This window comes from Streptomyces sp. NPDC046881 (assembly GCF_040645015.1).
Taxonomy (GTDB): domain Bacteria; phylum Actinomycetota; class Actinomycetes; order Streptomycetales; family Streptomycetaceae; genus Streptomyces.
The window spans coordinates 16,381-39,173 of the sequence record NZ_JBEYXJ010000024.1; the positions used below are offsets into that span (position 1 = coordinate 16,381).

At 68.0% G+C, this 22,793-nt stretch carries 19 protein-coding genes; 12 read left to right on the forward strand and 7 right to left on the reverse strand.

The annotated features are described in order from the left end of the window. Window positions 1–27 precede the first annotated feature (27 nt). From typA to ABZ923_RS14625, 6 genes are all read left to right on the forward strand, one after another. Window positions 28–1,935, forward strand: coding sequence for a translational GTPase TypA (gene typA, locus ABZ923_RS14600; protein ID WP_361470872.1), 1,908 nt, complete (start codon window positions 28–30; stop codon window positions 1,933–1,935). A 480-nt stretch (window positions 1,936–2,415) separates the two neighbouring features. Then, window positions 2,416–3,456, forward strand: coding sequence for an ABC transporter permease (locus ABZ923_RS14605; protein ID WP_361470873.1), 1,041 nt, complete (start codon window positions 2,416–2,418; stop codon window positions 3,454–3,456). A gap of 102 nt (window positions 3,457–3,558) precedes the next feature. Next, window positions 3,559–5,355 (forward strand): ABC transporter substrate-binding protein, encoded by a 1,797-nt coding sequence (locus ABZ923_RS14610; RefSeq protein WP_361470875.1) that lies wholly within the window; start codon window positions 3,559–3,561, stop codon window positions 5,353–5,355. A gap of 96 nt (window positions 5,356–5,451) precedes the next feature. Continuing rightward, entirely contained in the window at window positions 5,452–6,429 is a 978-nt protein-coding gene (locus ABZ923_RS14615) for an ABC transporter permease (protein WP_361470877.1), read from the forward strand. 15 nt (window positions 6,430–6,444) lie between these two features. After that, window positions 6,445–7,506 carry an ABC transporter ATP-binding protein gene (locus ABZ923_RS14620; RefSeq protein WP_361470879.1) on the forward strand — a complete coding sequence of 354 codons (1,062 nt, stop codon included), beginning with the start codon at window positions 6,445–6,447 and terminating at the stop codon, window positions 7,504–7,506. Between the two features lie 11 nt (window positions 7,507–7,517). Further along, on the forward strand, window positions 7,518–8,639 hold the full coding sequence (locus ABZ923_RS14625) for a dipeptide ABC transporter ATP-binding protein (RefSeq protein ID WP_361470881.1): 1,122 nt from the start codon (window positions 7,518–7,520) through the stop codon (window positions 8,637–8,639). 59 nt (window positions 8,640–8,698) lie between these two features. Here ABZ923_RS14625 and ABZ923_RS14630 read toward each other — a convergent pair whose 3' ends face one another. Further along, window positions 8,699–9,313 carry a hypothetical protein gene (locus ABZ923_RS14630; RefSeq protein ID WP_361470882.1) on the reverse strand — a complete coding sequence of 205 codons (615 nt, stop codon included), beginning with the start codon at window positions 9,311–9,313 and terminating at the stop codon, window positions 8,699–8,701. A gap of 52 nt (window positions 9,314–9,365) precedes the next feature. Here ABZ923_RS14630 and ABZ923_RS14635 point away from each other — a divergent pair, with 52 nt between their 5' ends. Beyond that, window positions 9,366–9,626: a hypothetical protein gene (locus ABZ923_RS14635; protein WP_361470884.1), complete on the forward strand. Its 261-nt coding sequence runs from the start codon at window positions 9,366–9,368 to the stop codon at window positions 9,624–9,626. 85 nt (window positions 9,627–9,711) lie between these two features. Here ABZ923_RS14635 and ABZ923_RS14640 read toward each other — a convergent pair whose 3' ends face one another. The 6 genes from ABZ923_RS14640 to ABZ923_RS14665 all read right to left on the reverse strand — a co-directional run bounded on the left by ABZ923_RS14640 (window position 9,712) and on the right by ABZ923_RS14665 (window position 16,746). Then, window positions 9,712–10,452 (reverse strand): class I SAM-dependent methyltransferase, encoded by a 741-nt coding sequence (locus ABZ923_RS14640; protein WP_361470886.1) that lies wholly within the window; start codon window positions 10,450–10,452, stop codon window positions 9,712–9,714. A 232-nt stretch (window positions 10,453–10,684) separates the two neighbouring features. Continuing rightward, window positions 10,685–11,728, reverse strand: a complete 1,044-nt coding sequence (locus ABZ923_RS14645; protein ID WP_361470887.1) for a dipeptide ABC transporter ATP-binding protein — start codon at window positions 11,726–11,728, stop codon at window positions 10,685–10,687. A 26-nt stretch (window positions 11,729–11,754) separates the two neighbouring features. Continuing rightward, window positions 11,755–12,780, reverse strand: a complete 1,026-nt coding sequence (locus tag ABZ923_RS14650; protein WP_361470888.1) for an ABC transporter ATP-binding protein — start codon at window positions 12,778–12,780, stop codon at window positions 11,755–11,757. A 9-nt stretch (window positions 12,781–12,789) separates the two neighbouring features. Next, entirely contained in the window at window positions 12,790–13,770 is a 981-nt protein-coding gene (locus tag ABZ923_RS14655) for an ABC transporter permease (RefSeq protein ID WP_361470890.1), read from the reverse strand. 84 nt (window positions 13,771–13,854) lie between these two features. Further along, window positions 13,855–15,639 (reverse strand): ABC transporter substrate-binding protein, encoded by a 1,785-nt coding sequence (locus tag ABZ923_RS14660; RefSeq protein ID WP_361470892.1) that lies wholly within the window; start codon window positions 15,637–15,639, stop codon window positions 13,855–13,857. Window positions 15,640–15,717: 78 nt separating this feature from the next. Continuing rightward, on the reverse strand, window positions 15,718–16,746 hold the full coding sequence (locus tag ABZ923_RS14665) for an ABC transporter permease (protein WP_361470894.1): 1,029 nt from the start codon (window positions 16,744–16,746) through the stop codon (window positions 15,718–15,720). Window positions 16,747–17,212: 466 nt separating this feature from the next. Between ABZ923_RS14665 and ABZ923_RS14670 the strand changes: the two genes are divergently transcribed. The 5 genes from ABZ923_RS14670 to ABZ923_RS14690 are packed head-to-tail and all read left to right on the forward strand — an operon-like array spanning window position 17,213 to window position 22,759. Then, window positions 17,213–18,841, forward strand: a complete 1,629-nt coding sequence (locus tag ABZ923_RS14670) for an ABC transporter substrate-binding protein (protein ID WP_361470896.1) — start codon at window positions 17,213–17,215, stop codon at window positions 18,839–18,841. Window positions 18,842–18,847: 6 nt separating this feature from the next. Continuing rightward, on the forward strand, window positions 18,848–19,768 hold the full coding sequence (locus tag ABZ923_RS14675) for an ABC transporter permease (RefSeq protein ID WP_361470898.1): 921 nt from the start codon (window positions 18,848–18,850) through the stop codon (window positions 19,766–19,768). Next, complete coding sequence (locus tag ABZ923_RS14680) at window positions 19,761–20,759, forward strand: ABC transporter permease (protein ID WP_361470900.1); 999 nt, start codon at window positions 19,761–19,763, stop codon at window positions 20,757–20,759. The genes ABZ923_RS14675 and ABZ923_RS14680 overlap by 8 nt, the downstream gene beginning before the upstream one ends. A gap of 7 nt (window positions 20,760–20,766) precedes the next feature. Continuing rightward, window positions 20,767–21,741, forward strand: coding sequence for an ABC transporter ATP-binding protein (locus ABZ923_RS14685; protein WP_361470902.1), 975 nt, complete (start codon window positions 20,767–20,769; stop codon window positions 21,739–21,741). Continuing rightward, window positions 21,734–22,759 (forward strand): dipeptide ABC transporter ATP-binding protein, encoded by a 1,026-nt coding sequence (locus ABZ923_RS14690; RefSeq protein ID WP_361470903.1) that lies wholly within the window; start codon window positions 21,734–21,736, stop codon window positions 22,757–22,759. Before ABZ923_RS14685 ends, ABZ923_RS14690 begins: the two co-directional genes overlap by 8 nt. Window positions 22,760–22,793: the final 34 nt, after the last annotated feature.

The following is a 22,793-nucleotide window of genomic DNA, read 5'->3' on the forward strand; positions in this document are numbered from 1 at the left end:
CTCACCACTCCGGGAGTACGGCAGCTTATGGCCACGCGCCACGACATCCGCAACGTCGCCATCGTCGCTCACGTCGACCACGGCAAGACCACCATCGTCGACGGCATGCTCAAGCAGGCCGGCGCGTTCGCCGCCCACCAGCTCGACTCGGTCGACGACCGCATGATGGACTCGAACGACCTGGAGCGTGAGAAGGGCATCACGATCCTCGCCAAGAACACGGCGGTGAAGTACCACCCCAAGGACGGCGGGGACCCGATCACCATCAACATCATCGACACCCCCGGCCACGCCGACTTCGGTGGCGAGGTCGAGCGCGGTCTGTCGATGGTCGACGGTGTCGTGCTGCTGGTGGACGCCTCCGAGGGCCCGCTGCCGCAGACCCGCTTCGTGCTGCGCAAGGCGCTCCAGGCCCGGCTGCCCGTCATCCTGTGCATCAACAAGACGGACCGTCCCGACGCCCGCATCGACGAGGTCGTCAACGAGACCTACGACCTCTTCCTCGACCTGGACGCGGACGAGGAGCAGATCGAGTTCCCGATCGTCTACGCCTGCGGCCGTGACGGCATCGCCTCGCTGACCAAGCCGGACAACGGCACGGTCCCGGCCGACAGCGACAGCCTGGAGCCGTTCTTCTCCACGATCCTGGAGCACATCCCGGCCCCGACCTACGACGAGGACGCGCCGCTCCAGGCCCACGTCACCAACCTGGACGCCGACAACTTCCTCGGCCGTATCGCGCTGCTCCGCGTCGAGCAGGGCGAGCTGCGCAAGGGCCAGACGGTGGCCTGGATCAAGCGCGACGGCTCCGTCAGCAACGTCCGCATCTCCGAGCTGATGATGACCGAGGCGCTCACCCGCAAGCCGGCCGAGAAGGCGGGCCCGGGTGACATCTGCGCGGTCGCCGGTATCCCGGACATCATGATCGGCGAGACCCTGGCCGACACCGAGAACCCGATCCCGCTGCCGCTGATCACGGTGGACGAGCCGGCGATCTCCATGGTGATCGGTACGAACACCTCGCCGCTGGTCGGCCGGGGCGGCACCGGCAAGGGTGCGGACGCGAAGGCGGCCGTGAAGGACCGCAAGGTCACCGCCCGCCAGGTCAAGGACCGCCTGGACCGCGAGCTGATCGGCAACGTCTCGCTGCGGGTCCTCGACACCGAGCGCCCGGACGCCTGGGAGGTGCAGGGCCGTGGTGAGCTGGCGCTGGCCATCCTGGTCGAGCAGATGCGCCGCGAGGGCTACGAGCTGACCGTCGGCAAGCCGCAGGTCGTCACCAAGGAGATCGACGGCAAGGTCCACGAGCCGGTCGAGCGCATGACGATCGACGTGCCCGAGGAGCACATGGGTGCCGTCACGCAGCTCATGGGCGTCCGCAAGGGCCGCATGGACAACATGTCGAACCACGGCTCCGGCTGGGTGCGCATGGAGTTCGTGGTGCCCTCGCGCGGTCTGATCGGCTTCCGTACCGAGTTCCTGACCCAGACCCGTGGCACGGGCATCGGCCACTCCATCCACGAGGGCTTCGAGCCCTGGTTCGGCAACCTGACGACCCGGAACAACGGCTCCCTCGTCGCCGACCGCTCCGGCGCCGTCACCGCGTTCGCGATGACGAACCTCCAGGAGCGCGGTGTGCTGTTCGTGGAGCCGGGCACCGAGGTGTACGAGGGCATGATCGTCGGTGAGAACTCCCGCTCCGACGACATGGACGTCAACATCACCAAGGAGAAGAAGCTCACGAACATGCGGTCGTCGTCGGCCGACTCGTTCGAGGCGATCGTGCCGCCGCGCAAGCTGTCGCTGGAGCAGTCGCTGGAGTTCTGCCGCGACGACGAGTGCGTCGAGGTGACCCCGGAGGCCGTTCGCATCCGCAAGGTCGTGCTCGACCAGCGGGAGCGGGCCCGCTCCGCGAGCCGCGCCAAGCACAGCTGATCTCCCGGCCCCTGAGCCCGGGTGTCCCCATGGTGGGGACACCCGGGCTTTTTGCAACCCGTTTTCGGCGGCGCCATGTCCGACATGCGGAGATCGCTGCCCGATAGCCATGTAACAAGTCCGTTTCGCGCCTTCTTCTGACGAACAGTTTGTCCAGATTTTGGAAGGCGTACGGGCGAGCTGTGACTGAATTGAGATCTACGGGCAGTGGTCGGTAGTCGACCCATGGCAGATAGTTAGCCGCGTAGCGCTCGGGTCAATGGGTCTCGCACTGTGGGGACAGTGCCGACTCACGAGCACCAGGGGGTGTCTGACCCTCCGTCAGGGGTGTCGGAGGGTGGACGGAAACCCCCTCTCATTGGTGAACACGTGGAGTCATGAGGAGGGAACCCCAGTAACTACGCGCGTCCGACTGCGGTCACGCGCGTCCTCGGAGTACGCGGGCACCTCTCACACTCATACCTGTGAAACGGACGAACCGTGACAAGTCCTATCGACATAGAGGGCGGCGGGGCTTCGGTTGTCGTCGACGGCGCACCAGGGCCGCAGACGAAGACCGAAACCGTCACGCTCACGGGCCGGTCCCCCGGCCAGCTGATGTGGCTGCGCTTCAAACGCGACCGCACGGGCGTCATCTGCGCCGTGGTGGTGATCGGCTACTTCGTCGTCGCCCTGCTCGCGCCGCTGCTCGCGAAGCTGCCGGGCACCGATCCGTACACCCTGTACGGCCAGGATCCCACCTATGCCGACAAGCCCGTCCTCGATGAATTCGGGCTCCCGCTCGGCTACTTGGGGGGCGTCTCGGGCGACCACTGGTTCGGCGTCGAACCGCAGTACGGCCGCGACCTCTACGCCATGCTGCTCTACGGCATGCGGACCTCGCTGTACATGGCGCTCGGCATCACCGTCCTCATCATGGTCAGCGGTGTCGTGATCGGCCTGATCGGGGGCTACTTCGGCGGTCGTACGGACTACTGGATCGGCCGGGGCACCGACTTCTTCCTCTCCTTTCCGCAGCAGCTGTTCTTCATCGCCTTCATGCCCGTCGTGACGTCGTTCTTCGTGGATCCCCGGGAGGAGACGCCGACCTACTTCCGCGCCCTGGCCATGCTCATCGTGCTGTGGCTGCTGGGCTGGATGGGCATGGCCCGGCTGGTGCGCTCGACCGTACTCTCCCTGCGCGAACGGGAGTTCGTGGAGGCGGCCAAGGTATCGGGCGCCTCCCCGTGGCGGATCGTGCGCAAGGAGATCCTGCCCAACGTCGTCACCCCGATCCTCGTGCAGTTCACGTACCAACTGCCCAGCACCATCCTCAGCATCGCCTTCCTGTCCTTCGCGGGCGTCGGGTTCGTCGAGCCGACACCCGACTGGGGACGCCTCTTCGCCGCCGGCGCCCGGTACGCCGAGCAGGACCCGGCGTTCATGTTCTTCCCCGGGGTGGCGCTGGTGATCTTCGTCCTGTGCTTCAACCTCCTCGGGGACTCCGTACGGGACGCGTTCGACCCCAAGTCCGGGCGATAGCAAGTCCGTTGGGTGGGGGGTGACTGCCGCCCCCGCCGGCCCGCGCGGTCGGCGCCCGGCAGATCTCACGGATAACAACCGACAGGTAGGTGGATTCGCCACATGATGTCTCATCGCGCCCGCGGAGCGCGTGCCGTCGTGATCGCCATCGCGGCCGGCTCCCTGGCTCTCACGGCCTGCTCCAAGAACGAGGGCGGCAAGTCCGGCAAGGACTCCAAGAAGGACCAGCAGGAAGCGGCGGTCCAGTCGAAGGCGGTCACCTATGCCGACGCCGTGGGATCGACCGGCCCCGCCAAGGACGTGCCCGGCGCCAAACCCGGCGGCACGATCACGGTGTACCAGGAGCCGGGCCTGTCGCACCTGGACCCCGGCCAGATCTACGTCTCCGACGCCGGCCAGGTCGCCAACCTGCTCTTCCGCCGCCTGACCCAGTTCCAGGAGGACGACAAGGGCAACGTGTCCGTCGCCGGTGACCTCGCCACCGACTCCGGCAAGTCCTCCGACGGCGGCAAGACCTGGACCTTCACACTGAAGGACGGGATCAAGGACGAGAACGGCAACCCCATCACCTCGTCGGACGTCCGGCACAGCGTCGAGCGCCTCTACGCGAAGTTCATCTTCGACGGCCCGACCTACCTCCAGACCTGGCTGAGCGGCGCCGACTACCGCAAGGCCCTGCCCGGCGGCGGCTTCGACGGCAAGCACCTGCCGGCCTCGGTGCTGGACACCCCGGACGACAAGACGGTGGTCTTCCACTTCGACCAGCCGCGCCCGGACCTGCCGCAGACCCTCGCCATGGCCGGCTACGCCGTCGTCCCGGCGAAGGGCGACACCAAGGAGCGGTACGAGAAGAAGCCGGTCGCCACCGGCCCGTACAAGATCGCCGAGAACAAGGCCGGCAAGACCCTGAAGCTGGTGAAGAACACCAACTGGGACCCGAAGACCGACTCCGTGCGCCACCAGTACGTCGACGGCTTCACCATCCAGTTCGGCGTCACCGAGTCCACCCAGACCAAGCGCCTGATCGCCGACGAGGGCGACAACAAGAACGCCATCCAGCTCACCAACGGCGTCGAGGCCACCCAGATCCAGGACGTCATCAACAACCCCGAGGCCAGCAAGCGCACGGTCAAGGGCTACCAGCCCTACGTCATGACGCTGACCTTCAACCTCGACCGGGTCAAGAACAAGAAGGTCCGCGAGGCCGTCACCTACGCGGTCAACTCCAAGTCCCTCATCGCCGGCGAGGGCGGCGCCTACGGCGGTGACGTCGCGCCGAACTACTTCGCGCCGACGCTCCCCGGCTACGAGGCGGGCTACGACCCCTACGGCCGGCTGAAGACACCGCAGGGCAACATCGCCAAGGCCAAGGAGATCCTCGGCGCCGTCCCGGCCGGCGAGAAGAAGCTCGTCTTCGCCTACCCCAACAGCGAGGCCGGCCAGAAGCGCAAGGTCGCCATCGAGGACGCGCTGACCAAGGTCGGCATCGACGTCGTCGCCAAGGAGGTCGACGCGGCGAGCTACTACGAGCAGATCGGCAAGCTGAAGAACCCGTACGACATCTACATCACCGGCTGGGGCCAGGACTGGCCGTCCCCGGGCACGGTCGTCACGCCGATCTACGACGGCTCGCAGGTCTTCGACGGCTCCTCGAACTACTCGCACGTCAAGGACCCGACGGTCGACGCCCTCATCAAGAAGGCGCTGACCCAGGAGCCGGCCGAGGCCGCCAAGACCTGGAAGGAAGCCCAGCACTACCTGCTGGAGAACGTGATCCCGGCGGCTCCGCTCTGGTACACGAAGCAGTTCCAGATCTCCGGCTCCCACGTGGGCGGTGCCCGCTACGGCTCGGTGTCCAGCCTCATCGACATCAACAGGCTGTTCCTGAAGTCGTCGTGATCCGCGGCTGACGACGGGGGTGCGCTCGAAAGCGGGCGCGCCCCCGCTCCGAGCGCACCCCACCCACCGTCTGTCGCAGAGAGCAGCCAGCCCGCCATGCTTCAGTTCATCATCCGGCGCACGGTCGGCGCCTTCGTCACGCTCTTCCTCATCGGGGCGGCGACCTTCTTCCTCTTCGTGGCCGCACCCTCCGACTACGCCTCCCTGGCCTGCGGCAAGGACTGTTCGCCCCAGCGGCTGGCGGACATCCGGGAGGCCCTGGGCCTCAACCTGCCCCTCGCCCAGCAGTTCTGGGACTTCATGACCGGCATCGTGACGGGCCGTGACTTCCCGGCCGGGCACTGCTCGGCCCCCTGCCTGGGCGTGTCGTTCTACTCGGGGGACATGGTCTGGAGCACCATCCTGGACCGGTTCCCGCTGACCCTCACCCTGACCGCCGGCGGTGCGGTCGTCTTCCTCCTCGTCGGCGTCGGCGCCGGCATGATCGCCGCCTACCGGCGCGGCACGATGGTCGACAAGGTCGCCACCGGCGCGTCCATGGTGCTCAGTTCCTTCCAGATCTACTTCCTCGGCCCCATCGTGCTGACGATCCTCGTCTACAGCACCGGCTGGATGGAGGACCCGAAGTACGTGCCCCTCACCCAGGACCCGTTCGGCTGGTTCGTCGGGATGTCGATCCCGGTGTGCGTGATGGCCACGATCTTCACCGCGCAGTACACCCGTATGGCGCGCTCGTCGATGATCGAGCAGCTCGCCGAGGACCATGTGCGCACCGCCCGGGCCAAGGGCATGTCACGCAAGTACGTCTTCCTGCGCTACGCCTGGCGCGGCTCGCTCATCCCGATCGTCACCGTGCTCGGCATCGACGTCAGCTCCATGCTGGGCGGTGCCGTCGTCACCGAACTGACCTTCTCCCTCCAGGGGATCGGGCGGCTCGCCGTGGACGGCGCGGTCAACAAGGACCTGCCGCTGACGATGGGGGTCATGCTGTTCGGCGCCTTCTTCATCCTGATCATCAACATCCTGACCGACATCACCTACGCGTGGATCGACCCCCGCATCCGGCTCTCCTAGGAAGAACCAGCCATCGTGACCACAGTGACCAAGGCCGAGGGCGCACCGGCCCCGACCGGGCCGGACGGATTCCTCTCGGTGCGCGATCTCCAGGTGACGTTCTCCACCGAGGACGGCCCGGTCAGGGCCGTCGACGGCCTCTCCTTCGATCTGCACCGCGGGAAGACCCTCGGCATCGTGGGCGAGTCGGGCTCGGGCAAGTCGGTCACCAACCTGACCATCCTCGGGCTGCACGACCCGCTGTTCACGACGATCGACGGGGAGATCGTCCTCGACGGCAAGGAACTCATCACCGCCACCGAGAAGGAGATGGAGAAGCTCCGCGGCAACCGGGTGGCGATGATCTTCCAGGACCCGCTCACCGCGCTGTCGCCCTTCTACACCATCGGCCGGCAGATCGCCGAGCCGTACATGAAGCACACCGGCGCCTCGAAGAAGGCGGCCTGGGAACGGGCCGTGGACATGCTCGCCAAGGTCGGCATCCCCAACCCCAGGGAGCGCGCCCGGGACTACCCGCACCAGTTCTCCGGCGGTATGCGCCAGCGCGCGATGATCGCCATGGCGCTGGTCTGCGACCCGGACCTGCTGATCGCCGACGAACCGACCACGGCCCTGGACGTGACCGTCCAGGCCCAGATCCTGGACCTGCTCAAGGACCTCCAGCGGGAGTTCGGCACGGCGATCGTCTTCATCACCCACGATCTCGGGGTCATCGCCGACATGGCCGACGACATCATGGTGATGTACGCGGGCCGGGCGGTGGAACGCGGCACCGTGGACGAGGTTCTCCGCTCCCCGCAGCACCCGTACACCTGGGGCCTGCTGAACTCCATGCCCCGGCTGGACTCCGACCTCGGCACCCCGCTCTCGCCCATCCCCGGCGCCCCGCCGAGTCTGCTCACCCCGCCGTCCGGCTGCCGTTTCCACCCCCGGTGCACCTTCCGGGACCGGGTCGGCGGCAACCGCTGCACCACCGAGCGCCCCCTGCTGGCGCCGGACCGCTCCTCGGCGTGCCACCTGAGCGCGGAGCAGAAGCGAACCATCTTCGTCGAAGAGATCAGGCCCTCACTGGGCTAGGAGGACCCGTCATGAAAGAGGACCTCGTCCTCCCCACCACCCACGAGGCCGGCACCGACGCGGCCGCGGAGCCGCTGCTCACGGTCTCGGGGCTGGTCAAGCACTTCCCGGTGAAGGGCGGCTTCCCCATCCGCCGCACGGTCGGCCAGGTCCAGGCCGTCGACGGCCTCGACCTGACCGTGCACGCGGGGGAGAGCTTCGGCCTGGTCGGCGAGTCGGGCTGCGGCAAGTCGACCACGGGCCGGCTGATCACCCGCCTGATGGAACCGACCAGCGGCACGATCACCTACCGCGGGCAGGACATCAGCCACGCCACCCGCAAGCAGCTCGCGCCGATCCGCTCCGAGATCCAGATGATCTTCCAGGACCCGTACTCGTCGCTGAACCCGCGGCAGACGGTCGGCAAGATCATCTCCGGTCCGATGGAGATCAACGGGATCAACCCGCCCGGCGGCCGGGAGAAGCGGGTCCGCGAACTCCTGGAGACCGTGGGCCTGAACCCGGAGCACTACAACCGCTTCCCGCACGAGTTCTCCGGCGGCCAGCGCCAGCGCATCGGCGTGGCCCGCGCCCTCGCTCTGGAGCCGAAGCTGATCGTCGCCGACGAGCCGGTCTCCGCCCTGGACGTCTCCATCCAGGCCCAGGTCGTCAACCTGCTCCAGCAGGTGCAGCGGGAACTGGGCATCGCGTTCGTCTTCATCGCCCACGACCTGGCCGTCGTACGGCACTTCTCCCAGCGCGTCGCCGTCATGTACCTCGGCAAGATCATCGAGGTGGGCGACCGCGACTCCATCTACATCCGCCCGCGCCACCCCTACACCCACGCCCTGCTGTCCGCCGTCCCCGAGGTGACCCTCACGGAGGAAGACGCGCCCCCACGCGAGCGCATCCGCCTCGCCGGTGACGTACCGTCCCCCATCTCCCCGCCGTCCGGCTGCCGCTTCCGCACCCGCTGCTGGAAGGCCCAGGACAGGTGCGCGGCCGAGGAACCCCCGCTGCTCAGGATCTCCGGCAACCGGGACGGCCACCTGACGGCCTGCCACTTCCCGGAGGACCCGACGACGGAGGCCCGGGAGGAGGACATCGTGCTGGATCCGGCGCTGTCGGCGCTGGAGGAGGACCAGGCGGGTTAGTACTCCGGTCGGGAGAAAGGCACCGGTTCCGCCGGTGTCCGGCGAAAGCCCTCAGGCATTCAGGAGGTTGCGTCCCAGATCTCGGCAGTGGCGGCAAAGGAGCCGGTCGCCTTGTTGAAAGCTCCGACCTCGATGAAGGCGGTGCGCCCTGCTGCCGTCCTGACGCAATAGCGGTCCCCGCGGGCCACCGGCAGGGTTTCCGTGGCCTGCGTGGAGATCCGCTCGGAACACTGCTGCTGGTTCGGCCTGGCCGAATCGGTCCACTGTGCAATGGTCGCCTGTGTCGTGAAGAGGCCTCCTCCGAGGCCGTACAGGGTTGCTCCTTCGCCTTGCGCGTCACCTTGCGAGTCGAGCTCGTAGTCGACCCAGATGGTTGCACCACCGTTGTTGGACAGTGTTTTGGGGGGACGCGAGTCGAGGTCGACGAAGCTCAGATTGATGCTCCCTCTCCACGGGGTGGAAGTCGCCCGTGGGGCGGGGCTGCTTTCCGTGCTGCGCGTAACCTCGCCGGACGGTGAGTCCGGGTCGGAGGGGAGCAGTGGTTCGGCGGATCTGCCGATGGCGTTGCCCTTGTTGCCGTCCCCGCAGACCGCCCCTGACGAGCAATTATTGACTTTACTGTCAGTACAGCCTGTGAGGGATATGGCGAGTGCGAGAGATGCGACCAGAGCCAATATGCGACCTGCTTGGGCGCGCGTGGAATCCCCCTCAGGTCCCCGTCTATGGATGTGCGGTTTCATTCTTGCCGCCATTGACGGTGTTTCCAGAGTTGTGGTCACCGCAGACCGCACCCTGGCTGCATTCGGTGCGCTTTCCGTCGTCGCTCTGCAAGAGGCCGAAGAAGCCGGTGATTATGGCTGCGATGATGACAGCGGCCGCACCGATCCCGGCAATGACATATTGGGTAGTCCTGTTCAACCTGGCCATATCACTCCAAGTGATCAACCGATTGCAAACAGTGCTCAAGGCGGGTTTCCGCGCACCTGACAGTGACTTAGGTACCCGGGATCGTAGCGCAAGAGTCCTCAATGCGACGTCGATCAAATGATGTGCAGCACCCGGCGAGACACAGTCAGTCCCGCCGGGCCACCGTGATGATCTCCGGGGAGCCGGGGGTCAGCGGGGACCGGTCCCAGTCGCCGTACTGCTCGGTCACGGTCAGGCCCGCCTGCGTGAGGAAGGACCCCAGGGTGTCGGTGTCCAGGAAGCGGAGGACGCTGTGGTGGACCTGGGGGGCGGGCCAGGCAGGGCCGGCGTAGGTCTCCGTGAAGTGGACCCGGCCGTGGATCAGACCCGTGCCCTGCACCTCGTGCCACACCTGCACCGGTCTGCCGTCGGCGTCGGCGACCTCGTGCACCCGGTCCGGGGTCCAGCGCTCCCAGGCGCGGGCGGAGGGGTTGCGGGTCTCGAAGGCGAAGCGGCCGCCGTCGCGGAGGGCCGAGCGGACGGCGTGCAGACAGGTCCGGATCTCCTCGTCCGTCACCAGTTCCTGGAAGGCGTGGCCGGTCATGACGACCAGGTCGAACTCCGGCCGCCAGCAGCGCACCCGCACATCGCCGAGCACCCACTCGACGTCCGGCCGGGCCCGCCGCGCCTGGACCAGCATGGCGGCGGCCGGATCGAGGCCCGTCAGCCGACCCCGGTGCCCCTCGGCCCGGGCCCGCCGCAGCAGCTGCCCGGTGCCGCACCCGATGTCCAGCACGGAGCCGGCCTGCCGCAGCAGTCCGAGGTAGAAGTCGTCACCCGGTCCCCAGGGGTTGAGGCGGTCGTACAGCGCGGCCAGCGAGAGATCGGCATAGACGTGATCCACCACCGCGGCAGTCTGTCACAGGATGCTGAACGGTGTGTCAGGAACCGGGCAGTTCTTGAACTCTCCTGAACAATAAGGGCGTTGAGCGATCCGGAATCCCGGTCCGGAACCGCGAAGAGGGCCCGTGCCTGGGAAGGCGCGGGCCCTCGTCCCCTGGACCGGACGTTCATGGGCTCGGGTCAATGGGCCGGTGAAAGTCCGCTCCGCAAGGGGGCGGCTGACGGAAAGGGGTGTGTCAGGCCGCCGCCTCGGGGTCCTTGGAGAGGCGCGGGGCGGGCACGGTGTCCGCCGTCTCCGGGTAGTGGCACGCCGTCAGGTGACCGGGCTTGTTGCCCGCCGCCTCCACCAGCGGCGGGGCCTCCGTCGCGCACTTCTCGGTCGCCTTCCAGCACCGGGTGCGGAAGCGGCAGCCGGACGGCGGGTTGATCGGCGACGGCACATCCCCGGTCAGGCGGATGCGCTCACGCGGCTCCTCGTCCACCGTGGCCTCGGGCACGGCGGACAGCAGGGCCCGCGTGTAGGGGTGCCGCGGGTTGTTGTACAGGTCGTCGCGGTCGGCGATCTCGACGATCTTACCCAGGTACATGACGGCCACGCGCTGGGAGAAGTGCCGCACGATCGCCAGGTCGTGCGCGATGAACACGAACGCGATGCCGAGGTCCTTCTGGACCTGCTGGAGCAGGTTGACGACCTGCGCCTGGATCGAGACGTCCAGCGCCGAGACCGGCTCGTCCGCCACGATCAGCTTCGGCTCCAGGGCGAGGGCGCGGGCGACGCCGATGCGCTGGCGCTGGCCGCCGGAGAACTCGTGCGGGAAGCGGTTGTAGTGCTCCGGGTTGAGACCGACGATCTCCAGCAGCTCGCGCACGCGCTTCTCGTGGCCGCCGGGCGGGTTGATGCCGTTGATCTCCATCGGGCCGGAGATGATCTTGCCGACCGTCTGCCGCGGGTTCAGCGAGGCGTACGGGTCCTGGAAGATCATCTGGATCTCGGAGCGGATCGGCGCCAACTGCTTGCGGCCGGCGTGCGTGATGTCCTGCCCGCGGTAGGTGATCCGGCCGCCGGTCGGCTCCAGCAGGCGCGTGATCAGCCGGCCCGTGGTCGACTTGCCACAGCCCGACTCGCCGACCAGGCCCAGGCTCTCGCCCTCGGCCACCTGGAAGTCCAGGCCGTCGACGGCCTGCACGGCGCCGACCGTCCGCTTGATGGGGAAGCCGCCCTTGATCGGGAAGTGCTTGGTGAGCCCGGAGACGTCCAGGAGGGGGGTGGTGCTGCTCATGGTGGTGAAGTCCCGTCTGAAATCCGTCAGTGGGTGCGGGCGGCGGCGTAGTCGGTGAACAACTCGCGCTTCTGCTCCGGCGTCAGGTGGCAGGCCGCACCGCGCCCGTCCACGACGTCCAGCGCCGGCCGCTCGCTGGAGCACCGCCCGCCGGCCACCTTGTCGGCGAACGCACAGCGGGGGTGGAAGCGGCAGCCGGACGGCGGGTTGAGCAGGGAGGGCGGCGAACCGGGGATCGGCGACAGGGGGACGTCGACCGGCCCGTCCAGCGCCGGCATCGAACCGAGCAGCCCCAGCGTGTACGGGTGCTGCGGGTCCCGCAGCACTTCCTTCTTCGTCCCGCGCTCCACGCACCGGCCGCCGTACATCACCAGCACGTCGTCCGCGATGTCGGCGATGACACCGAGGTCGTGCGTGATGAAGATGATCGCGGTGCCGAACTCCTGCTGGAGGTCCTTGAGCAGGTCCATGATCTGCGCCTGGACCGTCACGTCGAGGGCCGTGGTCGGCTCGTCGGCGATGAGCAGCTCGGGGTCGCAGACCAGCGCCATGGCGATCATCGCGCGCTGGCGCATACCGCCGGAGAACTGGTGCGGGTAGTCGTCCACCCGGACGTCCGGCTGCGGGATGCCGACCCGGCGCAGCATCTCGATCGCGCGGACCCGGGCCTCGCGCTTGGTGCAGCCGGTGTGCTTCCGGTAGGTCTCGGCGATCTGCGCGCCGATGGTGTGGTACGGCGACAGCGAGGCCAGCGCGTCCTGGAAGATCATCGACATCTTGTTGCCGCGGAGCTGCTCCAGCTCCTTCTCGGAGGCGGTGATCAGCTCCTTGTCGTCGAGCAGGATCTCGCCGTCGAGGGCGGTGTTGCGCGGGTCGTGCAGGCCCAGGATCGCCATGTTGGTGACGGACTTGCCGGAGCCGGACTCGCCGACGATGCCGAGGGTCTTGCCCTTCTCCAGGTCGAAGGAGAGCCCGTCGACGGCCTTGACGATGCCGTCCTCGGTGGAGAAGTGCACCTTGAGGTCGCGGACGGAGAGGAAGGGGGTGCTCATGGTCTCTCCTTAAGCGAGGCGCACGCGCGGGTCGATCAGGGCGTAGACGGCGTCCACGATGATGTTGAAGACGACGATCGCGCCGGCGGCCACCAGGATGACGCCGAGCAGCACCGGCAGGTCGTTGTTCTGGACCGCCTTCACCGAGAGCATGCCGAGGCCCTGGAGGCTGAAGGTCGACTCGGTGATGATCGCGCCGCCGAGCAGCACACCGAGGTCGAGGCCGAAGATGGTGATGATCGGGCCCATGGCGCCGCGCCAGGCGAACCGGAAGAACACCGTGCGGCGGGACAGGCCCTTGGCGCGGGCGGTGCGGACGTAGTCCTGGGTGAGCGACTCGACCATCTGGGAGCGCGTCATACGCGTGTAGTTGGCGGTGAAGATCAGCGACAGCACCAGCCACGGCACCAGCAGGCCCGAGAACCACTTGCCGGGGTTGTCCGTGAACGGTGTGTAGCTCGCCCGGTCCAGCAGGTGCATCTGGTCGACCAGGAGGTAGGTGGCGAAGACACCGACGACGTAGATCTGCATCGAGGACGCGACCAGCGAGGCGGAGCTGGCGATCTTGTCCAGGGCCTTGCCCTGCTTGACGGCCGCCACCATGCCGGTGCCGACACCGAAGAACAGGAAGATGACGGCAGCACCCAGGGACAGGGACACCGTGGTGGGGAAGCGGTCCAGGATGGTGTCCAGCACCGGCTCGCGGCTCTGGAAGGAGAAGCCCAGGCAGGGAGCGTCGCAGTGTCCGAACGAGCTGTAGTCCCGCCCCACGAACAGGCCCTTGAGCCATTCCCAGTACTGCACGGGGAGCGGGTCGGAGATCGCCAGGTTCTTCCGCACCAGGGCCAGGGTCTCAGGGGTGCAGACCTTGCCGCACGCGATGCGGGCGGGGTCGCGCGGAGCGGCGTAGAACAGGACGAACACCAGGGCACTGATGATCAGCAGGATCACCGCGGCGCCGAGGATCCGGCGGACGAGGAAGCGGAACATGGCAGTTGGGATTTCCTGACGGATGCCGTAGGGGGGTCAAGACGGCGGGGCGGCACCGGGCCGCCCCGCCTAGGGGGCCGTACGTCAGGCCTTGACGAAGGTCTTGTACAGCAGGGTCGCGGAGAAGTTCGGGTCGAACTGGGCGCCGCCGACCTTGTTGCCGTAGACGTAGAAGCGACGCTGGTACGTCTCGGGGATCATCGGAGCGACCTCCTCCATGATCCGCTTGTCCAGCGCGGCCCAGGCCTTGCCGGCCTCCTGCTGGTCCGGGATGACGGCGTTCTTCTTGATGGCCTCGTTGATCCAGTCGACGTTGGTCTGCGAGACGTTGTTCTTGCCGTTGCCGATCGCGTCGCCGTCGAGCAGCGGCTGGATCATCGTGTAGGCGGTGGGCCAGTCCGGGGACCAGCCGCCCCACATCACGTCGTAGCTGTTGTCGATCTGCTGGACCTGGTCGTAGTACGCCGTGGACTCCAGCGGCTTGATGACCGGGGTGAAGCCGGCCGCCTTCAGTGCGTTCTCGATGACGACCTTCGTCTTGTTGTAGGTCGGGTCGTTCGGGAAGGCGTAGACGACCTTCTGGCCGAGCTTGCCGGCCTCCTTCAGCAGCTTCTTCGCGGCCTCCGGGTCGCCCTGCGGCTTCTTCAGCTTGTTGTACACATCGGTCTTCTGGTAGCCGATGATGTCGGGGCTGAGGACCGAGGTCGCGAAGTCACCGGCGGACGGGCCGCCGTAGATCTGCCGGATCTGCTGCAGCGGCCAGGCGTGGATGAGGGCCTGGCGGACCTTCAGGTCCGTGACGCGCTTGGTGTTGATCCAGTAGAAGTAGGTGCCGGTCAGCAGGCCGTTGAAGGTGCGCTTCTTCAGGTCCGGGTCGGTGAGGACCTTCTGGATGCGCTCGGCGGGCACGCCCTTGTAGATGGAGACGCCGTAGGCGTCGTTGCCCTGGGAGGAGATGAGGCGGTCGACACCGTCCAGCGTCTCGACGCCGAAGGTGAACTCGAAACCGTCCGGGTAGGCGTTGCGGATCGAGTCGGTCTTCGGGTCCCAGTGCTTGTTGCGGATCAGCACCATCGACTTGTCGGTGGTGTGGGCCTTGATCTTGTACGGGCCGCAGGCGACCGGCTTCTTGTCGTACTTCTCCTTGGTGTCCAGCTTCACCGGCACCGCGGCGTAGGAGTGCATGGCCAGGGTGAAGTTGAAGTCGGGCTTCGACTCGGCCAGCTTGAAGGTGATCGTCCGCTTGGCCTTGTCGGTGACGATCGAGTCGAGGTGCTTGCCCTTGTACGGGCCCTCGTACGCGTCACGCCACTTGCCGCCCTTGCCCGTCAGCGCACGCTGGGCGTAGTCGGCGCCCTCGGTGACGAACGGCGCCCAGGAGCGCTCGAAGCCGTGGCGGACGTCCTCGACGGTCAGCTCGCTGCCGTCCTCCCACTTCAGACCCTCCTTCAGCGTGAAGGTCCAGGTCTTGTTGTCGTCGGACGCCTTGCCGGTGTCGGTGGCCAGGTCGCCGACCAGCTTCTGCTTGCCCGAGGCGTCGATCTTGTAGCCGGTCAGGCAGCGGTGCAGCAGCAGCGCGACGGTGGAGTTGTACGCGTAGTAGATGCGCTGCGGGTCCAGGTGCGAGAAGTCGTCCGGGGCCAGGCCGTGGATCGTGCCGCCCGTCTTCGCGCCGGGGATCTCCGGGGCCGGGCCGGTGGAGTCGGCCGCGGTGCCGATGGTGACCTTGGCACCGGTGTACTCCGTGGCGCCGGCACTCGGGGTGCCGCCGCTGCCGCCCGCGTCACCGCTGCTGCACGCGGACAGCACCGTCGTGCCCGCGGCCGCGACAGAGGTGGCGATCAGGAAGTTTCTGCGGGAAAAGGACATGGCTGGCCTGTTCTGGTGGAGGAACGAAGTGGTGCTGGACCCCGGCCGGGCCCCGTCGCCGTGGCCGGGGATGACGCATCAGCGCTTGGTCTTGGGGTCCAGGGCGTCGCGGACCGAGTCACCGAGAAGGTTGAAGGCGACGACGAAGATCACCATCGTCAGGCCCGGGAAGAGCATGAAGGTGATGTCGTCCTGGTAGTACTTGGCACCGTTCTGGATCATCACGCCCCAGTCGGGGGTGGGGTCCGAGAGGCCGACGCCGACGAAGGCGAGGCCCGCTTCCGCCGTGACGTAGGTGGGAAGCAGCAGCGTGGACTGGATCAGGATCGGCGTCCACAGGTTGGGCAGCAGTTCCTTGAAGATGATGCGGGCCGGGGAGGCGCCGGTGACCTTGGCCGCCTCGACGAACTCCCGCTCGCGCAGGGCGAGGACCTCGCCGCGCAGCAGACGGGCGATGGAGGCCCAGCCGAAGGCCGTCATCACGAGGATGAGGCTGGTGACCGTCAGCCAGACCGGGGTGTTCTCCTCCGGCGAGACGAAGATCGCCATGACCACGGGCCAGAAGGCGATGAAGAACAGGGTCTGCGGGAACGCCAGCAGGATGTCGATCACGCGGCTGACGAGGTAGTCCGTCTTGCCGCCCAGGTAGCCCGCGGTGATGCCGATGACGACGCCGAGCAGGGTCGTCAGCAGGGCGGCCACCGCCGCGATCAGCAGCGAGTTGCGGATGCCGTAGAGCAGGAAGGTGAAGACGTCCCGGCCCAGCTGCGGTTCGATGCCGAACCAGAAGTCGGAGCTGATGCCGCCGTTGGGCTTGATCGGGAAGTTGAACTCGTTCAGCAGGCCCGGGGTGTTCATGCCGTAGGTGGTGTACGGGTCCTTGCCGTACACCTTGGCTATGAGCGGCGCGAGGATGCCGACGGCGAAGAAGAAGATCACCACGAAGGCGGATATGACGCCCGTCCGGTCCCGCTTGAAGCGGGTCCAGGCCAGCCGTCCCGGAGAGCGGCTTTCGCTGCCCTTGGGGGTGCCGGGCTTCGCCGATGCGGGGCTGTCTTCGTCGGTCACCTCAAGTGGGGCGGCCGGGGAAGGGGTTGCGGGGGTCATGATGCTCCGTGCCTTGTGGGTCAAGGCTCCGCAGGGCGCTCCCCTACGGGCTACGCCGGACTTTTTCAACGCAATTCATTCAAGGTCAATAAATTCTCGGCCGCCTTGGTTGTCTCTTTACCTTCTTTGCTCTTCCTTGATCATTCCGTAGCTACGCGGGTAGCGCGCCGTAATCAATCCGTGCTTCACATCGGACCAAATGGGCAATCCGGGCAAGGAGTTCGATATGCGGACGGTGGAGTGTCGAAATGCGTACATCCCCCCACCCCAATCCAACGTTTCGGCATCGTTACACGAAGATCTGTTGCGCGTGACGCACAAGATCATCGGGGCGGTGGACGAGGGGTGCCTGCATTCGGATGACGTGTCCCCCTAAAGACGGCCCAATCGGGCAGTGTGCAGGAGGTGTGCGCGGTATGTGTCGATGTGACCGATAGTCGGTCCCGGCCCAGGGAGGAGGCACGCCATGCGGGGCAGCGCGCACGCCCGATGGGCCGCCGGCGCGGTGGTCATGACGCTCGCGGCCACCGCCTGCGGGGGCGCGGGCTGGAGCGGGGGCGGCAACGGCGGCGCCGTGCTCTCCTCCTCCTGGGGGGATCCGCAGAACCCGCTGGAGCCGGCCAACACCAACGAGGTGCAGGGCGGCAAGGTCCTCGACATGATCTTCCGTGGGCTGAAGAAGTACGACCCGAAGACCGGCCGGGCCCAGGACTGGCTCGCCCGGTCCATCGAGACCCGGGACTCGCGGAACTTCACCATCCGGATCAAGCGGGGCTGGACCTTCTCCAACGGCGAGAAGGTGACCGCCCGGTCCTTCGTGGACGCCTGGAACTACGGGGCGAGCCTGCGCAACAACCAGAAGAACGCCTACTTCTTCGGCTACATCGAGGGGTACGACCAGGTCCACCCCGACAGCGGCGGGCAGCGCGCCGACACGCTCTCCGGACTGAAGGTCGTCGACGACCACACCTTCACCGTCCGGCTCAACCAGAAGTTCTCAGGCTTCCCCGACACCCTCGGCTACGCCGCCTTCGCCCCGCTGCCCCGGCTGTTCTTCACCGACCACGCGGCCTGGGTCGGCAAGCCGGTCGGCAACGGGCCGTACGCCATCGCGTCCTACACGAAGGGCGCCCAGATGTACCTGAGGAAGTGGGACGGCTACCCGGGCCCCGACAAGGCGCGCAACGACGGCGTGACCCTCCTGGTCTACACCGACAGCAACACCGCCTACACCGACCTCCTGGCCGGCAACCTCGACCTCGTGGACGACATCCCCGCCGCCCAGCTGAAGAACGTCAAAGGGGATCTCGGCGACCGCTACATCAACACCCCGGCCGGCATCATCCAGACCCTCGCCTTCCCCTTCTACGACAAGGCCTGGAACCGGCCGGGCATGGAGAAGGTCCGCACCGGTCTGTCCATGGCGATCAACCGCAGGCAGATCACCGAGACGATCTTCCGGAAGACGAGGACCCCGGCCACCGACTGGACCTCCCCGGTCCTCGGCGCGGCCGGCGGCTACCAGGCGGGGCTGTGCGGCACGGCCTGCGACTACGACCCCGTCCGGGCGAAGCAGCTGATCAAGGAGGGCGGCGGGATCCCCGGCGGCCGGCTCAGCATCACCTACAACGCGGACAGCGGCTCGCACAGGGAGTGGATCGACGCGGTGTGCAACTCCGTCAACAACGCGCTCGGCGACGACAAGGCGTGCGTCGGCAACCCCGTCGGCACCTTCGCCGACTTCCGCAACCAGCTCGGGCGGCACAAGATGACCGGTCCGTTCCGCGCGGGCTGGCAGATGGACTACCCGCTCATCCAGAACTTCCTCCAGCCGCTCTACTACACGGGCGCGTCCTCCAACGACGGCAAGTGGTCCGACCAGGACTTCGACCGGCTGGTGGACCGGGCCAACGCCGAGACGGACACCGCCAGGGCGGTCTCCCTCTTCCAGCAGGCCGAGAAGGTGGTGCGCGACCACATGGCCGCCATCCCGCTCTGGTACCAGAACGGCAGCGCGGGCTACTCCGACCGGCTGTCCCACGTGGCGCTCAACCCCTTCAGCGTGCCCGTCTACAACGAGATCAAGGTCGGCTGAGCCGCGATGGGACGCTATGTCGCCCGGCGGCTGCTCCAGATGGTCCCGGTGTTCGTCGGGGCCACGCTGCTGATCTTCCTGATGGTGAACGTGATGGGCGACCCCGTCGCCGGGCTGTGCGGGGAGCGGGCCTGCGACCCGGCGACGGCCGCCCAGCTCAGGAGGGAGTTCGGCCTCGACAAGCCGCTCTGGCAGCAGTACGTGACCTACATGGGGAACGTCTTCACCGGAGACTTCGGTACGGCGTTCAACGGTCAGCCGGTCACCGAGCTGATGGCGACGGCGTTCCCGGTCACCATCCGGCTGACGGTCGTGGCCGTCCTCTTCGAGATCGTCGTCGGCATCACGCTGGGCGTCGTGACCGGGCTCCGGCGCGGCCGGCCGGTCGACACCGGGGTGCTGCTGGCCACCCTGGTCGTGATCTCCGTCCCGACCTTCGTCACCGGTCTGCTGCTCCAGCTGCTGCTCGGCATCAGATGGCAGTGGATCAAGCCGTCGGTGCGCAGCGGCACCTTCGACGAGCTGATCGTGCCCGGCCTGGTCCTCGCCTCCGTCTCGCTCGCCTACGTCACCCGGCTGACCCGCACCTCCATCGCCGAGAACAAGCGGTCCGACTACGTCCGCACGGCGATCGCCAAGGGCCTGCCCCGGCGCCGGGTCATCACCCGGCACCTGCTGCGCAACTCCCTCATCCCCGTGGTCACCTTCATCGGCACCGACATCGGCGCGCTGATGGGCGGCGCGATCGTCACTGAGCGGATCTTCAACATCCACGGCGTCGGCTACCAGCTCTACCAGGGCATCCTGCGCCAGAACACCCAGACGGTCGTCGGCTTCGTGACCGTGCTCGTCCTCGTCTTCCTGGTCGCCAACCTGCTCGTGGACCTGCTGTACGCCGTACTCGACCCGAGGATCCGCTATGCCTGAGCAGCCGTACGAGCCCGAGCGCGCGATCGCCGGCACCGGCATGGGCGGCGCGATGGACCTCGCGGCGAGCGAGGCGACCACGCTGGAGGGGGGACCGGAGGGCACCGGGCCGGCGGGACTGCGTCCACCAGCCGCCTCCGGCGCACGGCCGCGCTCGCTGTGGTCCGACGCCTGGCGGGACCTGCGCCGCAACCCGGTCTTCCTCCTCTCCGCCCTGGTCATCCTCTTCCTCGTCCTCATCTCCCTGTGGCCCTCGGCGATCGCCTCCGGCAGCCCCCTGACGTGCGACCTGGCACGGTCCCAGAACGGCCCCGGCCCGGGCGCGCCCTTCGGGTACGACGGCCAGGGCTGCAACGTCTACACACGGACCGTCTACGGCGCCCGTACGTCCGTCACGGTGGGCCTGTGCGCCACGCTCGGGGTGACCCTGTTCGGGTCGGTGCTCGGCGGCCTCGCGGGCTACTTCGGCGGCGTCTGGGACGCGGTGCTCTCCCGGATCACCGACATCGTCTTCGCCATCCCGGTCGTCCTCGGCGGTCTCGTCCTCCTCTCCGTGGTGACCTCCAATACGGTCTGGCCGGTCATCGGGTTCATGGTGCTGCTCGGCTGGCCGCAGATCTCCCGGATCGCGCGCGGCTCGGTCATCACCGCCAAGCAGCACGACTACGTCCAGGCCGCCCGCGCCCTCGGCGCCTCCGACGCCCGCATCCTGCTGCGGCACATCACCCCGAACGCCGTGGCACCGGTGATCGTCGTCGCGACCATCGCGCTCGGCACCTACATCGCCCTGGAGGCGACCCTGTCCTACCTCGGCGTCGGCCTCAAACCGCCCAGCGTCTCCTGGGGCATCGACATCTCCGCCGCCTCCCCCTACATCCGCAACGCCCCCCACGCCCTCCTGTGGCCCTCGGGCGCCCTCGCGGTCACGGTCCTGGCCTTCATCATGCTCGGCGACGCGGTCCGCGACGCCCTCGACCCGAAGCTGAGGTGAGGGCGGCGTGCTGCTCGAAGTGCGGGACCTGTGGGTGCAGTTCCGGACCCGGGACGGGGTGGCGCATGCCGTCAACGGGGTGGGCTTCGGGGTGGACGCGGGGGAGACCCTCGCCGTGCTCGGGGAGTCCGGCTCCGGGAAGTCCGTCACCGCGCAGGCGGTCATGGGCATCCTCGACACGCCTCCGGCCCGGATCACCGGCGGCGAGATCCTCTTCGACGGCCGGGACCTGCTGACGCTGAAGGGGGAGGAGCGGCGCAGGATCCGGGGCGCCGGAATGGCGATGATCTTCCAGGACGCGCTGTCCGCCCTCAACCCCGTCATGACCGTGGGCGACCAGCTGGGGGAGATGTTCGTGGTCCACCGGGGGATGTCGAGGAAGGACGCGCGGGCCAGGGCCGTCGAGCTGATGGAGCGGGTGCGGATCCCGGGCGCCGCCCAGCGGGTGCGGGACTACCCCCACCAGTTCTCCGGCGGTATGCGCCAGCGCATCATGATCGCCATGGCGCTGGCCCTGGAACCGGCGCTGATCATCGCCGACGAGCCCACCACCGCCCTCGACGTCACGGTCCAGGCCCAGGTGATGGACCTGCTCGCGGAGTTGCAGCGCGAGTACCGCATGGGGCTCATCCTCATCACCCACGACCTCGGCGTGGTCGCGGACGTCGCCGACCGGATCGCCGTGATGTACGCCGGGAGGATCGTCGAGACCGCGCCCGTCCACGACCTCTACAAGGCGCCCGCCCACCCCTACACCCGGGGCCTGCTCGACTCCATCCCGCGCCTGGACCGGAAGGGCCGGCAGCTGTACGCCATCAAGGGCCTGCCGCCGAACCTCGCGCACATCCCGCCGGGCTGCTCCTTCCACCCGCGCTGCCCGATGGCCCGGGACGTGTGCCGCACCGACGAACCGCCGCTCCACCCGGTGTCCGCGAGCCGTGGCAGCGCCTGCCACTTCTGGAGGGAGTGCCTGGATGGCTGAGCCGATCCTGGAGGTGTGCGGCCTCGTCAAGCACTACCCCCTCACCCGGGGCATCCTCTTCAAGAAGCAGATCGGCGCGGTGAAGGCCGTCGACGGCGTCGACTTCACCCTCGGCAGGGGCGAGACCCTCGGCATCGTCGGGGAGTCCGGCTGCGGCAAGTCGACGGTCGCGAAGCTGCTGTGCAACCTGGAGCGCCCGACCGCCGGCACCATCAGGTTCAAGGGCGAGGACATCACCCGGCTGTCCGGCAAGGCCCTCAAAGCCGTGCGCCGGAACATCCAGATGGTCTTCCAGGACCCCTACACCTCGCTCAACCCCCGGATGACGGTGGGCGACATCATCGGGGAGCCCTACGACATCCACCCCGAGGTGGCCCCCAAGGGCGACCGCCGCCGCCGGGTGCAGGAACTGCTGGACGTGGTCGGCCTCGACCCGGAGTACGTCAACCGCTACCCGCACCAGTTCTCCGGCGGCCAGCGCCAGCGCATCGGCATCGCCCGGGGGCTGGCGCTGCGGCCCGAGATCATCGTCGCCGACGAACCGGTGTCCGCGCTGGACGTCTCGGTCCAGGCGCAGGTGATCAACCTGCTGGAGCGGCTCCAGGCGGAGTTCGACCTGTCGTACGTCTTCATCGCGCACGACCTGTCCATCGTCCGGCACATCTCGGACCGGATCGCGGTGATGTACCTGGGCCGGATCGTGGAGACCGGCCGCGACAGCGAGATCTACGACCACCCGACCCACCCCTACACCCAGGCCCTGCTCTCCGCCGTGCCCGTGCCCGACCCCGAGGCGCGCGAGCACCGTGAGCGGATCATCCTGAGCGGTGACGTGCCCTCGCCGACCGACATCCCCTCCGGCTGCCGCTTCCGCACCCGCTGCTGGAAGGCGCAGGAGCGCTGCGCCCGGGAGGTCCCGGCGCTCGCGGTGCCGGCCGCCTTCCGTGCCACCGCCGGCCCCGCGGCCCACGCCTCGGCGTGCCACTTCGCGGAGGACAGGCGGGTCGTACCGCCGTGAGGAGCCGCGGCCCGACGGCAGCGGGCCGGGATGA

Excerpts from the sequence above, each read along its gene's own strand:
- ABZ923_RS14635 (WP_361470884.1), top strand. The coding sequence starts at position 9,366 with ATGTGCGGTTTCATTCTTGCCGCCATTGACGGTGTTTCCAGAGTTGTG.
- ABZ923_RS14615 (WP_361470877.1), top strand. The coding sequence starts at position 5,452 with ATGCTTCAGTTCATCATCCGGCGCACGGTCGGCGCCTTCGTCACGCTC.
- typA (WP_361470872.1), top strand. The coding sequence starts at position 28 with ATGGCCACGCGCCACGACATCCGCAACGTCGCCATCGTCGCTCACGTC.
- ABZ923_RS14645 (WP_361470887.1), bottom strand. The coding sequence starts at position 11,728 with ATGAGCAGCACCACCCCCCTCCTGGACGTCTCCGGGCTCACCAAGCAC.
- ABZ923_RS14625 (WP_361470881.1), top strand. The coding sequence starts at position 7,518 with ATGAAAGAGGACCTCGTCCTCCCCACCACCCACGAGGCCGGCACCGAC.
- ABZ923_RS14650 (WP_361470888.1), bottom strand. The coding sequence starts at position 12,780 with ATGAGCACCCCCTTCCTCTCCGTCCGCGACCTCAAGGTGCACTTCTCC.
- ABZ923_RS14610 (WP_361470875.1), top strand. The coding sequence starts at position 3,559 with ATGATGTCTCATCGCGCCCGCGGAGCGCGTGCCGTCGTGATCGCCATC.
- ABZ923_RS14670 (WP_361470896.1), top strand. The coding sequence starts at position 17,213 with ATGCGGGGCAGCGCGCACGCCCGATGGGCCGCCGGCGCGGTGGTCATG.
- ABZ923_RS14675 (WP_361470898.1), top strand. The coding sequence starts at position 18,848 with ATGGGACGCTATGTCGCCCGGCGGCTGCTCCAGATGGTCCCGGTGTTC.
- ABZ923_RS14660 (WP_361470892.1), bottom strand. The coding sequence starts at position 15,639 with ATGTCCTTTTCCCGCAGAAACTTCCTGATCGCCACCTCTGTCGCGGCC.
- ABZ923_RS14665 (WP_361470894.1), bottom strand. The coding sequence starts at position 16,746 with ATGACCCCCGCAACCCCTTCCCCGGCCGCCCCACTTGAGGTGACCGAC.
- ABZ923_RS14655 (WP_361470890.1), bottom strand. The coding sequence starts at position 13,770 with ATGTTCCGCTTCCTCGTCCGCCGGATCCTCGGCGCCGCGGTGATCCTG.
- ABZ923_RS14680 (WP_361470900.1), top strand. The coding sequence starts at position 19,761 with ATGCCTGAGCAGCCGTACGAGCCCGAGCGCGCGATCGCCGGCACCGGC.
- ABZ923_RS14690 (WP_361470903.1), top strand. The coding sequence starts at position 21,734 with ATGGCTGAGCCGATCCTGGAGGTGTGCGGCCTCGTCAAGCACTACCCC.